Origin of the sequence: Agaribacterium haliotis (genome assembly GCF_002312815.1) — a bacterium.
Taxonomy (GTDB): Bacteria; Pseudomonadota; Gammaproteobacteria; order Pseudomonadales; family Cellvibrionaceae; genus Agaribacterium; species Agaribacterium haliotis.
This window is the reverse complement of the sequence record NZ_NKQJ01000001.1, coordinates 369,491-384,665: the sequence shown is the minus strand read 5'-3', so window position 1 is coordinate 384,665 and position 15,175 is coordinate 369,491. Positions and strand designations below refer to the sequence as shown.

The 15,175-nt window shown below is 51.9% G+C and carries 8 protein-coding genes; 4 read left to right on the top strand and 4 right to left on the bottom strand.

What is annotated here, in order from left to right; all coding sequences use genetic code 11:
* Positions 1-44: 44 nt before the first annotated feature.
* Together CFK45_RS01720 and xseA are read right to left on the bottom strand one after the other, a co-directional pair.
* Positions 45-1,784: a monovalent cation:proton antiporter-2 (CPA2) family protein gene (locus CFK45_RS01720; protein ID WP_096084661.1), complete on the bottom strand. Its 1,740-nt coding sequence runs from the start codon at positions 1,782-1,784 to the stop codon at positions 45-47.
* 63 nt (positions 1,785-1,847) lie between these two features.
* A complete protein-coding gene (gene xseA, locus CFK45_RS01715; RefSeq protein ID WP_096084660.1) occupies positions 1,848-3,209 on the bottom strand; it encodes an exodeoxyribonuclease VII large subunit in 1,362 nt (453 codons plus the stop codon).
* A gap of 190 nt (positions 3,210-3,399) precedes the next feature.
* On the opposite strand from xseA, the gene guaB reads away from it, so the two are divergent.
* The 3 genes from guaB to CFK45_RS01700 all read left to right on the top strand — a co-directional run bounded on the left by guaB (position 3,400) and on the right by CFK45_RS01700 (position 8,117).
* Positions 3,400-4,875 carry an IMP dehydrogenase gene (gene guaB / locus CFK45_RS01710; RefSeq protein ID WP_096084659.1) on the top strand — a complete coding sequence of 492 codons (1,476 nt, stop codon included), beginning with the start codon at positions 3,400-3,402 and terminating at the stop codon, positions 4,873-4,875.
* A 376-nt stretch (positions 4,876-5,251) separates the two neighbouring features.
* A complete protein-coding gene (guaA, locus tag CFK45_RS01705; protein WP_096084658.1) occupies positions 5,252-6,829 on the top strand; it encodes a glutamine-hydrolyzing GMP synthase in 1,578 nt (525 codons plus the stop codon).
* A 319-nt stretch (positions 6,830-7,148) separates the two neighbouring features.
* The gene (locus CFK45_RS01700) at positions 7,149-8,117 is read left to right on the top strand and encodes an NAD(P)-dependent oxidoreductase (RefSeq protein ID WP_096084657.1); all 969 of its coding nucleotides are present in this window, start codon (positions 7,149-7,151) and stop codon (positions 8,115-8,117) included.
* A 40-nt stretch (positions 8,118-8,157) separates the two neighbouring features.
* Here CFK45_RS01700 and CFK45_RS01695 read toward each other — a convergent pair whose 3' ends face one another.
* Positions 8,158-9,651 (bottom strand): methyl-accepting chemotaxis protein, encoded by a 1,494-nt coding sequence (locus CFK45_RS01695; RefSeq protein WP_096084896.1) that lies wholly within the window; start codon positions 9,649-9,651, stop codon positions 8,158-8,160.
* A 270-nt stretch (positions 9,652-9,921) separates the two neighbouring features.
* On the opposite strand from CFK45_RS01695, the gene CFK45_RS01690 reads away from it, so the two are divergent.
* On the top strand, positions 9,922-13,347 hold the full coding sequence (locus tag CFK45_RS01690) for a methyl-accepting chemotaxis protein (RefSeq protein WP_096084656.1): 3,426 nt from the start codon (positions 9,922-9,924) through the stop codon (positions 13,345-13,347).
* Here CFK45_RS01690 and CFK45_RS01685 read toward each other — a convergent pair.
* Positions 13,344-15,074, bottom strand: coding sequence for a serine/threonine-protein kinase (locus CFK45_RS01685; protein WP_096084655.1), 1,731 nt, complete (start codon positions 15,072-15,074; stop codon positions 13,344-13,346). The two genes, CFK45_RS01690 and CFK45_RS01685, sit on opposite strands and share 4 nt — an antisense overlap.
* Between the last annotated feature and the right edge of the window lie 101 nt (positions 15,075-15,175).

Genomic DNA, 15,175 nt, shown 5'->3' with positions numbered 1-15,175 from the left:
AAAAAGGGGGCGGCTTGTGCCCCCTTTTTTAGCGTGAGCAGGCCTTAGCTATTTTTAGCTGAGGCCGCACTTGGCTCCTGGTCTTGCAGCTCTTCGTAGTTGTGGCGGCGTACAAGTTCGAGGCAGGCTTCGGCTTCGTCTTTGCTAAAGTTCCAGGCACACAATACGTGACCTGCAATTTGCAGGCTGCTTTCAAGTAGTTCAGGCACCACTTTTGAAGCGCCGGCTGCAAATAATTCGGCACTGTGCTCGTCGTTGCGCGCGCGTACAATAACCGGCAGGTCGGGCCATTCACTGCGAATAACTTTAAGTGTTTTTAGCACGGCCCGGGCGTTGTCCATAGTGAGTACCACCGCGCGTGCGCGATCGACACCGGCGCGTTTTAACAGCTCTTTATTGCTGGCGTCGCCGTGATAGACCGGTTCATCAAAATAGTGGTGGTGCGCGGCGACGGTTTCCGGGTCGGTATCGAGGGCGACAAACGGAATGCTTTGACTGTTAAGTATGTTGGCAACGGCGTGCCCAACGCGGCCAAAGCCGGCAATAATAATGTGGTCGTGCTCATCTTCGGCGTGGCATTCAAAGCTCTGGCTTTTGCCGCGTTTTTCCAGCTGCTTGCCCAGTTGTTGCGATAGCCAGGCCAGAACTGGTGTTAGCGCCATGCTGATACCTGCAACAACAACTAGGAACTGGCCTACTTCAACATCGACAATGTCGTAGTTGAGTGAGGCCTGGCCGATGACCAAAAATGCAAATTCACCGGCCTCAGCGAGTAGCAAGCTTGTGCGCAGCGATGCGCTGAACTTCATACGAAATATTAGCCCGGCCAATAAACCCATTGCGGCTTTAATCCACAACAGGCCGATTACCGCGCTTAATACCCACCAGCTTTTTTCGACGGCGAGCAAGAAGTCGATATTCATGCCGACACCGGTAAAAAACAGGCCGAGGAATAAGCCTTTAAACGGTTCGATGTCGGTTTCAATCTGGTGTTTAAATTCTGTCTCGGCAAGTAAAACACCGGCGAGGAAGGCGCCAAGTGCCATGCTTAAGCCACTGATGCCGGTGAGTGTTGCTGTGAACAAAACCGCCAATAAAGTCGCGGCCATAAATACTTCGACCGTGCGTGTGCGCGCAGCCAGGCGCAATAAGTAGCGCAGTAAATAGCGCCCGACAACAATGATCGCGGCGATGGCGACAACGGCCTTGAGCAGGGCGCGCACGACAATGCTGCCTATGCTGGCGTCGCTGTGGGCGCCAAAAATGGTGACCAGGATCAGTAGTGGCACAACCATCAAGTCTTGAAACAGCAGTACTGAAAAAACTGAGCGGCCGTGGCTCGATGCTATTTCACCTTTTTCGGTCAGTAGTTGCATAACTACCGCAGTCGAACTCAAGGCCAGGCAGCAGCCCAAAATAATGCTGGCTTCGGCGCTGTTGTCCCAGAACCACGCGCAGAAACTCAATACGGTTGCACAGAGTAAAAAGTGCACGGTGCCGAGGCCAAAAATCTGCTTGGCAAAGGCCGCTAAGCGTTCAAAACTCAGCTCGAGGCCGATGGTAAATAACAGGAAAATAACCCCGAGCTCGGCGACGTGCTGCACCGCTTCGACGTCGTCGACCAGAGCGATAGCATGCGGGCCGGTAATGGCGCCGACGGCGAGAAAACCAATGATGGGGCTGATGCGCAGTTTTTTGCACAGTGGAACAACAATAACTACCGTCAATAAAAACGCGAGCGTTTCAAAGAGGTAGGGAACGGCAACGCTGTGTTCTTCGGCCATGGCCTGTCCTTAAATTGGCGTTAAAGGTATGGAGTGTAAAGGCTGAAATTCAGTCTTTGATATTTATAGTGTGGATAATTTTTCAGTATTTGTTTTTATTGCGCGAGTTTCAACTTGGCCGTCGGCGAGTTGAACACAGAGTGTATCGCCTGCCGATACCTGCTGCACACTGCGCACAATGCTACCGTCGGCTTGGCGACTAATACTGTAGCCGCGTTTAATTGTCGCCAGGGGGCTGACGAGGTCAAGCTCTGACGCGCAGGCTTCAAATTGATATTTGCTTTGCTTGAGTTTAAGCAGCAGCGCTCGTTTGAGTCGCTCGCTTAGCGCGGTGCTATTTAAGCGTTTTTGCGTTAACTCTTGCGCGGGGCTTTGGTTGTTGAGGCGAGTGCGACAGTGTTTTAGCTCACTTCGTTTTTGCTCCGTCAGGCGCCTTATATGTGTTTTTAGGCTCTGCTCGGCGCTGTCGCAGCGCTGGGCCCACTGCTGTAGCTGATCGCCCGGGTGTTTGAGTTGGGCGCGGCGCTCGTGCAGCTGCCGCGTGCGCGCGCTGGCATAGCGCTGCCAGGCGCGGTGCAGGCGCGCACCGAGCTGGTTGAGCTGCTGCTTGTCGTAACTGCGGTCGCGGCTGATCAGCTCTGCCGCGGCAGAGGGCGTGGGCGCTCGCACATCGGCGACAAAGTCACATACGCTAAAATCGATCTCGTGCCCGACGGCGCTAATCACCGGGGTGGGGCAGGCAAAGATGGCCCGGGCTAAGTTTTCATCGTTAAAGGCCCATAAGTCTTCGAGTGAGCCGCCGCCCCGGCCGATAATAATGGCGTCGATTTCAGGCAGTTGCTGAGCCTGTTTGAGTGCCGCTAACAAATCTGATGGCGCTTCAGCACCTTGAACTTGCGCAGGTATTAATACAACTTCCAGGCTTGGGTCACGCCGCTGTAATACATGCAGAATATCGTGAACGGCGGCACCGGTGGCGGAACTAATAATGGCAATGCGCTTTGCCTGCGGCAGTGGTTTTTTCCATTCGCTGGCAAACAAACCTTCGTTGTTGAGTTTGTTTTTAAGCTGCTCAAATTGTTGCTGCAGCAGACCCTCACCGGCAAGGCTCATATGTTCGGCGATAAGTTGATAGTCGCCGCGGGCTTCATACAGGCTGATTTTTCCGCGCACAATAACTTGGTCGCCTGCTTTGGGAGTTTGGCGCAGCAGCATATTGCGACCGCGAAACATCGCGCAGCGAACTTGGGCCTGGCTGTCTTTTAAGGTGAAGTACCAATGGCCGGAAGCCGGGCGGCTGAAATTGCTCAGCTCGCCGCTGACCCATAGTTGACCGAGCTGTTGTTCAAGTAGCTGGCGCGCCTGGCGATTGAGTTCACTTACGCTAAGTGCAGCTTGCGCGTGTGATGAAGCTTGTGTTGGCATGAGGCTCGTTTGCAGTAATAGCGGTGGCGCAGACAGTAGCGTGAAAGGCCGGCATGAGCAATGGCCGGGCGGCCTTTCACTCTTATTCGCATGGCGGTTCTGCGTAGCTAGCTTCTTCTTATATAGAGTACTAGGTTAAGAGCTGTTATAATTTCTCGTTTAACTTTACTAACTAGTGGTACGCGCATCTATGTTGAGAATCGCTCAGGAAGCACTCACCTTTGACGACGTTCTCCTGGTCCCGGGTTATTCCGAAGTGACCGCCAAAGACGTCAGCCTGAAGACCCAGCTCACCCGTGGCATTAGCCTCAATATCCCGCTTATTTCAGCGGCGATGGATACCGTCACTGAAGCGCGCCTGGCGATCGCCCTGGCTCAGGAAGGCGGTATCGGCATTATTCACAAGAGCATGAGTATCGAGCAGCAGGCCGAGCAGGTACGCATGGTGAAGAAATTTGAAGCCGGTGTGGTTCGCGATCCGATCACCATTGATCAGAGCGCCAGCATTCAAGAGCTGCTTGCCCTGACTCGTCAGCACAATATCAGCGGTGTGCCGGTGCTCGATGGCGACGATTTAGTCGGCATTGTGACCGGCCGCGATCTGCGCTTTGAAACAAATTTAAGCGCGCGTGTTGCCAGCATTATGACCCCGAAAGACAAGCTGGTTACCGTTAAAGAAGGTGAATCAGCCGACGACGTGCGCGCTGTGTTGCACAAGCACCGTATTGAAAAAGTTCTGGTTGTTAACGACAACTTCGAACTGACCGGTTTAATTACCGTAAAAGATATTGATAAAGCCGAGCGTTACCCGAATTCTTGTAAAGACCCTGAAGGTCGCTTGCGTGTCGGCGCTTCGGTTGGTACCAGCCCAGATACCGATGATCGTGTCGCCGCGCTGGTTGAAGCTGGTGTTGATGTGCTGGTGGTTGACACCGCACACGGTCACAGTAAAAACGTCATTGATCGTGTTCGTATGATCAAAGAAAAGAACCCTGAAATTCAGGTTGTCGGCGGTAATATTGCTACCGGTGCCGCGGCTTTAGCGTTGGTTGATGCCGGTGCGGATGGCGTTAAGGTCGGTATTGGCCCCGGCTCTATCTGCACGACTCGTATCGTAACCGGTGTGGGCGTGCCCCAGATCTCTGCGATTGCCAACGTTGTTGAAGCGCTGAAAGACACTGACGTGCCGGTCATCGCCGACGGTGGTATCCGCTTCTCTGGCGATATGAGTAAAGCCGTTGTTGCCGGCGCAAGTGCGGTTATGATGGGCTCGATGTTCGCCGGTACGGAAGAGGCACCCGGTGAAGTTGAGCTTTACCAAGGCCGTACGTACAAAGCTTATCGCGGCATGGGTTCACTCGGGGCGATGGCTAAAACCCAGGGCAGTTCGGATCGCTACTTCCAGGATGCAAGCCAGGGTGCTGAGAAGCTGGTTCCGGAAGGTATTGAAGGGCGTATTCCCTACAAAGGCTCGCTGTCTGCGATTGTGCACCAGTTAATGGGGGGCTTGCGCTCTTCTATGGGTTACACCGGTTGTACGACCCTCGATGAAATGCGCACCAAACCAGAGTTTGTTCGTGTCACTTCCGCCGGTATGAGCGAAAGTCACGTTCACGATGTAAGCATTACCAAAGAAGCCCCTAACTATCCAGTTAGTGGCGGTTAATAGAAGTAAATTCCGCTCTGAATTGTTTTAGTGCATCGCGCACTGCAGAGCGGGTTGGGGCAAGGTATGAGAGACCCTCTGCGCCATGGATGGCGCGGCGGAGCCCCCAAGGATGGGTTTACGGCGAGTCTCGCATGCCTTGCCCCAACCCAAATTTGGCACCCAAGCCACGATATTCTTCAATAGGTATTTTCAGGCTAAGTGCCACTAATGGGTGGGGCTGTTCACTTTCGGGAGACGCCGTATATACGTCCGTGTAGGCTCCGCCGCCGCATCCATGCGGCAGAGGCTCCCGCAAGTAAACAGCCCCGCCCAGTCCATCGTATATTTTAAGATTTGAGCTTTTTAAGAATGAGCTCTCATTTGGGATTCTCTTATGAGCCAAGATATTCATAGCCAGAAGATACTAATTCTCGATTTCGGTTCCCAGTACACTCAGTTGATTGCACGTCGTGTGCGTGAAGTGGGTGTGTACTCTGAGATTCGCGCCTTTGATATGAGCGAAGAAGAAATTCGCGAATACAACCCTAAGGGCATTATTCTCGCAGGTAGCCCAGAGTCGACTACCAAAGAGGGCAGCCCGCGTGCGCCTCAAGTTGTTTTTGAGCTCGGTGTGCCGGTTTTTGGTATTTGTTACGGCATGCAGACCATGGCCATGCAGCACGGTGGTTTGGTTGAAGGTTCTGACGTTCACGAATTTGGCCACGCCCAGATTAAGATCGAAAACGAAAGCCCGCTGTTTAAAGATATTCGCGACCACGTAGGTCACGACGGCGAGTCTCTGCTCGATGTATGGATGAGCCACGGCGACAAGGTAACTCAACTGCCTGAAGGTTTTGAACTGCTGGTTAGCACTGAGAGCTGTCCGATTGCCGGCATGTGGAATGCCGAGAAACAGTGGTACGGCCTTCAGTTCCACCCGGAAGTTACCCACACACTGCAGGGCACCCGTATTTTTGAACACTTTGTTCTCGATATCTGCGGCTGTGAAAAGCTGTGGACACCGGCAAATATTATTGAAGATGCGATCGCCCGCGTTAAAGAGAATGTCGGCACTGACAAAGTTTTGCTCGGCCTGAGCGGTGGTGTTGATAGCTCAGTCGTCGCTGCACTTTTACACCGCGCCATCGGTGACCAGCTGACCTGTGTATTTGTCGACAACGGTCTGTTGCGTAAGAACGAAGGTGATCAGGTGATGGACATGTTCGCTAAGAACATGGGCGTTAAGGTTATCCGTTCTGACGCAGAAGAGTTATTCCTTGGTCGTTTGAAAGGCGAAAGTGACCCTGAGAAAAAACGCAAAATCATTGGCAATACCTTTATTGAGGTATTTGATCAGGAAGCGGCCAAGCTTCAAGACGTGAAGTGGTTGGCTCAGGGTACGATCTACCCGGATGTTATTGAAAGTGCTGCCGCCAAAACCGGTAAGGCCCATGTCATTAAGTCCCACCACAATGTCGGTGGTCTGCCTGAAGATATGGCTTTTGAGCTGGTTGAGCCTTTGCGTGAGTTATTTAAAGATGAAGTGCGCAAGATCGGTCTTGAACTCGGCCTGCCTTACGACATGGTTTACCGCCACCCGTTCCCGGGGCCTGGCCTCGGTGTTCGCATACTCGGTGAAGTTAAAAAGGAATACGCTGATATCCTGCGCGAAGCTGACGCGATCTTTATGGAAGAGCTGCACGCGGCTGATTGGTACCACAAAACCAGCCAGGCTTTTGCCGTATTTGTTCCGGTGAAATCTGTTGGTGTGGTCGGTGATGCCCGTCGTTATGAGTGGGTTATTGCTGTTCGTGCAGTTGAAACGGTCGACTTTATGACCGCTCGTTGGGCTCATTTGCCCTACGATTTACTCGAAAGAGTCAGCAGCCGCATTATCAATGAGATCAGTGGTGTATCGCGTGTGACCTATGATATCAGCTCTAAACCACCTGCAACCATTGAGTGGGAATAAGCCTCTCAATGCTCAAACATGGCGCTAGCTTGCGCTGATAACGGGCAGGGTTTGATAAAAAAGCAGCGCTTGAGCGCTGCTTTTTTATTTATCATGCGTGAATTAACACGTATTTACAGAAAACAGCGCCACTCTGGGGGCTTTTAGTACTTGGCACATTCCGTGCTGTACTAGTTTTACTGACAGCTGTTGTATGTTGTAGCGGTCAGTGCCGTTCTATCGCCCCTAGGGACGGGTGATGGTGCGGAGTTACTATCCTCAGTGCTGGCGAAAGCCCTCCCGCAGTTTCGGCTGTGGGAGCTTTTTTTAAGGCTGGCCAATGACCGTAGAGATTGCATTTCTCGATAGGAACACGCTGTCGCAGCAGCTTGTTTTCCCCGAACTTCAGTTTGCCCATCGCTGGCATTTTTATGCTCAAACATCGTTGCAGCAGCGCTTTGAGCGCCTTGCGAATGTACAGGCTCTGCTTACCAATAAAGTTATTATTGACGATGCTTTGTTAAGCCAGTGTACTCAATTGAAATACATCGGTGTTACCGCGACGGGCTACAATAATATCGATCTCGATGCTTGTCGCAGGCGGGGTGTCCTGGTGACGAATGTCGCAGGTTACAGTACGGACGCGGTCGCCGAGCATGTATTTGCGTTTATTCTTGCTTTGCGCAAACAAATTAAAGCCTATCAGCACAGCATTGCCGATGGCGCTTGGGCTCGATCAGAGCAGTTTACCTATTTTCACGAGCCGATCGACACCATCAAAGGTTCTACACTGGGGCTTATTGGAACCGGCGCCATCGCTTGTGCGGTGGCAAAATTGGCCGCAGCCTTTGGTGTTACCGTGCTGTGGTACAGCCCCTCAGGGCGCAAAAAGGTTAACGGCTGTGAATGTGTCAGCCTGGATTATTTACTGCGAAATGCCGACCTTGTGTCTTTGCACTGCCCGTTAACGCAAAAAACATCGGGGCTGATCGACGCACAGGCCTTGGCAAAAATGAAAAGCACGGCTTTGCTTATTAATACCGCTCGCGGGCCCATTGTTGATGGCGCGGCCTTGGCCGAGGCGTTAAAAAACAAAAGCATCGCTGGCGCAGGCATCGATGTGTTAGCGCAGGAGCCACCACCGGACGATGATGCGCTGCTAGCGCTGGCGGGGCAAAACAATGTGTTAATGACACCCCACACGGCTTGGGCAAGCCTGCAGAGCCAACAGCAGCTTTTGAATCTTGCTGTGGCTAAGTTGAATACTTATTTTACCTCTGGCGAGGTCGAAAACCTCGCCGGGGCATAATGTTAACAGGCCTTAATTTACTTGCTAAGTTGCATGCAGCTCAAAGAGAAAACTTGCTGATTTGTTTATTGAGTTCCTGGCTTTCTTGGCTCAGGTGTTCGGCTGAACCGGAGACAAGCCTAGCGTTATCGGCCACTTGTTCCGACAGCGAATAAATGGCGGTGACAATCTTGCTGACATCGGCGACAACCGCACTTTGTTCTTCGGCGGCGGTAGCGATTTGCTGATTCATATCGTTGATCGTGTTGACCGACAGCTGAATTTCTTCGAGTGAGTTTTTCACTTGTGATGAGGTATCAATCGTCTCTTGTACTGAGTCTATGGATGTGTTCATCGACAGGTGAGCTTCGTCGGCAGCTTTTTGTAACTGGCTGATGATCGACTCGATCTCTTCGGTTGATGTCTGGGTTTTTTGTGCAAGAGAGCGAACTTCGTCGGCAACAACTGCAAACCCCCGGCCTTGCTCGCCCGCGCGCGCCGCTTCGATGGCCGCGTTTAATGCAAGCAAGTTAGTTTGTTCGGCAATCGAGCGAATCACTTCCATCACCGAGCCGATGTTTTCGCTGCTGTCTTTGAGAGACTGAATTTTGGACGCCGTCGCTTCGATTTGCCCGGTTAGTTTTTGTATGGTTTCTTGAGAGCTGTTCATAACTCTTGCGCTGGCTTCGGTTGCGTCACTGGCCTCTTTGGTTTTATCGGCGGTTGCACTGGCCGAGCGCGCGACCTCTTCGGCTGTTGACGACATTTCATTAAGCGCTGTGGCGACCTGCTCGGTCTCGTGTAGCTGTTGATCGGTATTGGTGACAGTGCTGGAGCTGGCCGAGCTGATCTCGACAACGTTCTCACCAACTTTGCCTGTGACATGTATGACCTGGCCGATAATACTGCCTATTTGCTGCATCACGTCGTTAAAGTTTGTCGATAGCTCGCCAATTTCGTCGTGGCTTCGTATTTCCAGGCGGTGGCTTAAGTCGCCGCCGCCCTGGGCAATTTCATGCAAAGAGTTACTGACTTTTTGCACGGGGCTGACAACCATCTTTTTAGTTAACCACCACGCCGCGGCGAGGATGCAGATGGTCAGTACAAACACGGTGCTGATGCTGAGTTTGGTCTGTGTGCTCAGTACGTTTTCGAGCTGCTGTTTGCTAAAGGTGATGTCGTAATAACCGATAAGCTTGTCGTTGCGGATAATTTCAATGTCGTTCTGATTCACTTTGGCACTGTAGTCGCGCTCGTCTTGGGCTGTGCTCGACAACGCTTTACCCCGGTGGTCGGTGATATCAATTTCGGTGATTAAGTCTGTATTGACGAGCGACTGGGCAATGGCATCTATTTGTTGCACGTCGTAGGCAAATACAGGCTCGAGCAAGGAGGAGTTAATAAGCTCGAGCTGAGCTTGAGTGTCTCGTTCAAACTTGCTCTGCTCTTTGCTGGCAATAAATTGGTAGCTGGCCAGTAAGACCAAGGCTGAAACAATGACGATGGTGGCGGTAAGTGCACCGATATACTTGGTTGAGAGCGACTGTGTGACCATGTGTTTTTTATTGCTCGCTGTGCAGATGAATTGGACAAGCATCCGCTGCTTAGTTGAACCAGGAAAACTGGCGACTCCTCAGTGAGTTTAGACCCCAGTACAAGGCTTCGCTAACTCGTGCCTGCCACAACTTAGCTTTTCGGTACGGCTATCTAAACCTTTAGTTTTTATCGCCAATTTGCATATCTGTGGGTGTGTGCGTTCGAGGCGCATATTCCCTCAGCTCTTCTATAGTGAATTCAATAGCTCAAAACGGAACAAGGAAGGCACATGAAACTTTGGTTTATGAATCTGTCGCTGGGGAAAAAACAGGTCTTAACGCTGTTGCTAGCCGGATTATTGCCGATGTCAGTAGTGGCTGTCATTGCTTTGCAGGTTGCTAAACGTGAAGTGCAAACCCAGGCGCTCGATCAGCTCGAGGCAGTTCGGGACATCAAGGCACAAGCGGTGCAGAGTTATTTTGAAACCGTGCAGCAGCAGATTCTAACGGTGGCCGCCCAGCGCAGCACCATTGACGCGATGCGCGAGTTCTCACAGTCTTTTGACCGGCTGCTAACCGAGCAGCGTGGCCGGGATTTACAGGGTGAGCGGCGCAGTCTCGAGGCGTATTATCGCAATGAATTTGGCCAAAAATATCAGCGCGAAAACGACGGAGCAAATATTGATACCGACACATTGATCGCCGGGCTCAATGAGCAGGCAAAGCTGTTGCAGTATTTATATATCTCGTCGAGCGATTTTGCTTTGGGCAACAAACATCAATTAAACGCCGCCCCCGGGAAGGCAAGTTATCACCGTGTGCATCAACGCTATCACCCGGGTATTCGGCGCTTTCTTGAAGCGTTTGGCTATTACGATATTTTTCTGGTTGATGTCGATAGTGGGGATATTGTTTATTCTGTTTTTAAAGAGCTCGACTTTGCCAGCTCGCTGCGCGAAGGCCCTTACCGCGATACAAACTTTGCCGAGGCATTTACGGCGGCGGCAAGTATGAATGCCGGTGAGTTTGCGCTTGTCGACTTTGCAAGTTACAGCCCTTCGTACGAAGCGCCCGCGAGTTTCATTGCCAGCCCGATAGTCAGCCGCGGCGAAACGATTGGTGTCTTGGTATTTCAGATGCCGCTGGAGCCGATCAATGCAATTATGTCTCAGCGCTCGGGCATGGGTGAGACCGGTGAAAGTTACCTGGTTGGCCGCGACCATTTAATGCGCTCGGATTCGTACCTGGCACCGCAGACGCACAGTGTTGTCAGCTCCTTTCGCCACCCCGAAAGCGGGCAGGTAAAAACCGAGGCGAGTTTGGCGGCTCTGTCGGGGCAAAGCTCATCGGCCATTATTATTGATTACAACGGCAACCCTGTCCTGTCGGCGTATGCGCCGCTGTCGTTGGCCGGTTTTGACTGGGCGGTACTGGCGGAGATAGATGTTGCCGAGGCGCTGGCGGGCGTCAGCGCTCTGCGCAATACCGTACTGGTTCTGGTGCTCGTGGTGTCTATTAGCATCGCTGCGTTTGCATTTTATATCAGCAGGCTGTTGTCTCGCCCGATATTGCAGCTTGCCGAGCTGATTCAGCGTGTACAGCGCGAAGGTGATTTTTCTCTGAGTGTGAATAACCAGGCGCGCGATGAAGTTGGGCAGACTAGCCGTGCGTTTAACAAGCTGCTGAAAAATTTAAGTTCGGCAATACGCTCGACCAACTTTGTATTAAATGAATTAGGTAAGGGCAATTTTTCAGAGCGCGTTGATGAAGCATTACCTGGCGAGCTAGGTGAACTCGGTCGGGGGGTGAATGCGGCCAACAATGCAGTCAAATTGGCCGATATCGCTCAGCAACAACAGGCAGCGTTGGCGGCAAGCAAAACAGAAGAAGCGGAACAAGCCGCGCTGGCGGCGAAACAGCAGGCGCGCGAAACACTTATTATAAAGCAGGCGCTCGATGTCAGCGCCACTGCGGTGATGATCGCCGACGAGCAGTTTACGATTATTTATTGCAACAGTTCGCTCGATAGCATGATGGGCGAGCGTGAAGCAGAGATTCAACAAAGCTTGCCACAGTTTCACGCAGACCGCTTGATGGGGGCAAGCATAGATCAGTTTCACGCCGAGCCGCAGCACCAGCGCCGTTTGTTATCGTCATTGAGCCAGAGCTACCAAACCGAAATTAAGCTAAATCATTTAACCTTTGCTCTCGCTGCGACGCCGATACGCGGTCACGGTGGCGAGTATTTGGGCGCGGTGATTGAGTGGCAGGACCTGACTGCAAGTTTAGAAAAAGAAGAGCAGGAGAAAGTACTCGCCGAGAAGAATGCGCGTATACGCCAGGCGCTCGACTGTTCGTCAACAAGCACGATGATTGCCGACGAAGATTTTAATATCATTTATACCAATGAGTCGCTGCAAACAATGATGGCGAACGCCGAAAGTGATTTGCGTGAGCACCTCGGTCACTTTGATGCGTCGAACTTGGTTGGTTGTAATATGGATATGTTTCACCGGGACGCAAGTCATCAGCGGGCCTTACTCTCGGGCTTAAAACAGAGTTATAACAATCAAGTCAGTGCCGGGCGGCGCCATTTTTCCCTTACGGCTAATCCGATTGTTAGCGCTGACAACAAGCGCATAGGCACCGTTGTTGAGTGGCTCGATAGAACTGAGGAGGTCGCCGTTGAAGCTGAAATCGATACCCTTATCGATGCAGCTGCAAAAGGTGATTTTAGTCGCAGCTTAAATACGGACAATAAAAATGGTTTTTTTCTTCGTATTAGCAACGGCTTAAATCGTTTGCTGTCGACAACTAATATTGCACTTGAAGATATTATGCGTGTGCTCTCTGCACTTGCGCAGGGCGATTTGTCCAAGAAAATTGAGCGTGGCTACGATGGTGAATTTGCTCAGCTTAAGCTCGATGCCAACAGTACGGTTGAAAAGCTTCGGCAGATTATCAGTGAAATAAGTAGCGGCACAGCAAATATTGCCCGGTCGTCGAGTGAGATTAGCTCCGGTACCAACGACTTAAGTCAGCGCACCGAGGAGCAGGCATCGTCACTTGAGGAAACGGCGTCGAGCATGGAGCAGATTACCCGTATGGTTCAAAACAGTGCCGATAGCGCAGAGTCGGCCAATCAGGCGGCGCAGACTTCCGTGCAGATCGCACGACAGGGCAATGACAGTGTGCAAAAAACCGTTGCCGCCATGCACGGCATCAGCGAGGCCAGCGCGAAGATTGCCAATATTATTGGCGTCATTGATGAAATCGCCTTTCAAACCAACTTGCTGGCTCTCAACGCGGCTGTTGAAGCTGCCCGTGCCGGTGAGCAAGGCCGCGGTTTTGCGGTGGTTGCATCGGAAGTGCGCAATCTTGCGCAGAGATCGGCCTCTGCTGCCAAAGAAATCAAAGAGTTGATTAATAATTCTGTTGAGCGGGTTGAGCAGGGCTCTGCGCTGGTGGAGGGAAGCGGCACAACACTGGCGAACATTGTTAGCGAAATTGAGCGTGTCGGTGCGATGATGACGCAGATACTCGACAGCGCAAATGAGCAGGTCGCCGGAATTCAGCAAGTGGGTGCGGCGATTTCACAGATGGATCAAATTACCCAACAAAACGCTGCGCTGGTTGAGCAGGCTTCATCATCCAGTGAAAATATGGCGGATGAGGCGCACAGGCTCGATAAACTGGTGAGCTTTTTTCGAGCTTAGTGGTACGTTTTAAGCTTTTTGAGCGCCTGTAAAGCTTCGTTGTTATTTGGTTCAAGCTCGAGCACTTTTTCATACTTTTCTTTCGCGTTGTCGCCGGGCGGTTCATCCACCCGGCCTTCATCGAGATCCAGAGCTGCGCTGCGCAGCAGTGCATCAATGCGCAAACTGTGCTCCATTGACGCAAGCTCGCTTTGTCGGTTTTGTTGTTGCCGTTTTTGTTGTGATAGCCGGGCAGAGACTTTGTTGGCTTCAGGCAAGTTTACGCCTGTTTTTTCGGCGAGCTTTAATTGCTGCTCGGCAAGCGCCAGCTGGTTTTGTTGCAGTGCTGCTTCGGCAAGTTTTACATAGAGCTCGGCGATTTGACTCATGGCCGCCTGTGCCTGGGGATTTTTTGGGTCCAGTTTAAGTATGCGTGTGAGTTTGTCGTAAGCGTTATTGCTTACCGGGCTGGTTAAACGCTTTTCTTGAATATCGTCTTGAGCTTCGTTTAATAAACGCTTAATAATTAATCGCTGGCCTGCGTTTATTTGCTGGGCCTTATTTCCCATCGCTTTGCTGTGTGCTTCTTGTAGCTCGGGCAGTGGTTCGTTTTTATCCAGCAAAGCCAAACTTAAACCCAATGCGCTGGCAATAAAAATGCTTGTGTAAATGGCGAAGCGGCGCGCTTTTTTTTGCGGCGTCTGCCGAGCTTGGTGATCCGGTGTGTGCCTGGGCTGGGCTGTCGGCTGTGATTGATTTTTGCTGTTTGTAGCTGCGGTGCTGCTATCACTTGTATCTGAGTTTGCAGCGGCACTGGCGCGCAGGGGGCGCTCATTTGTGAGTGAGCTATCTGCTTCGTCATCGACGCCGGCCACGAGTGTGACAGTTAGGTCGGACTCCGGCTTGTGGAACAGTCGCTCTCGCTCAAGGTTGTTTATTTGAGGCAGCTCACGGGTATCGATGGCATCTAGTTGGCGTACTACATCGGCTGCGCTTTGGCAGCGCTGCTCGACTTTTTTAGCAAGCATGCTCTCTAACATGTTTTGGAACACCGCCAGGTCTTTTGGCAGTGTCGGCACGGGGGCGCTAAAGTGCTGATACGCGGTTGCAACCATGTCCGCACCATCAAATGGAACTTTGTTGCACAGGCACTGAAATAAAAGAATGCCTAAACTGTAGATATCGGCCTGGGCACTCGGCGCTGCGCCGCGTATTTGTTCCGGCGCCATATATTTAGGGGTGCCGACAACCAGCCCTGTTTGCGTCAGGTTGATATCCGAGTTAATTTCTTTGGCGATACCAAAGTCGGTGAGCACGGCGGCGCCGTCTTCGCGAAACATAATGTTATCGGGCTTGATGTCTCTGTGAATGATGCCTTTGCGGTGGGCAAACTCGAGCGCGGATGCGGCCTGACGCATAATAACGACACTGTCTTGGACGCTGAGCCCATGCTTTAAGCGCTGCTTTAAGTCGCCGCCGTGCAGGTACTCCATCGCAATAAAAAAATGCTGTTGGTATTCGCCGACATCGTAGACCTGCACAATGTGGCTGTGATGCAGCTTGGCAACAATAAGACTTTCTTGCACAAAGCGCTGGCAAAACTGTTCGTCTTCACTGAGCTCTGGTTTTAGTATTTTTAGCGCAACGTCGCGGTCGAAGGTGTGCTGGCGGGCCCGAAATACAGAAGCCATGCCGCCGCGGCCGATGCGCTCAAGAATATCGTAGCCGGGCAGCTCAAGTTCACTCATATCAGCGCCTATTTACGGTAGCGTTTCACTTAGCATAGCGGGCAATACCTGGGCGCGCTGTGTGCAATAAGGGGCTAATCACTGAGCCCGGCAAGGGCCGG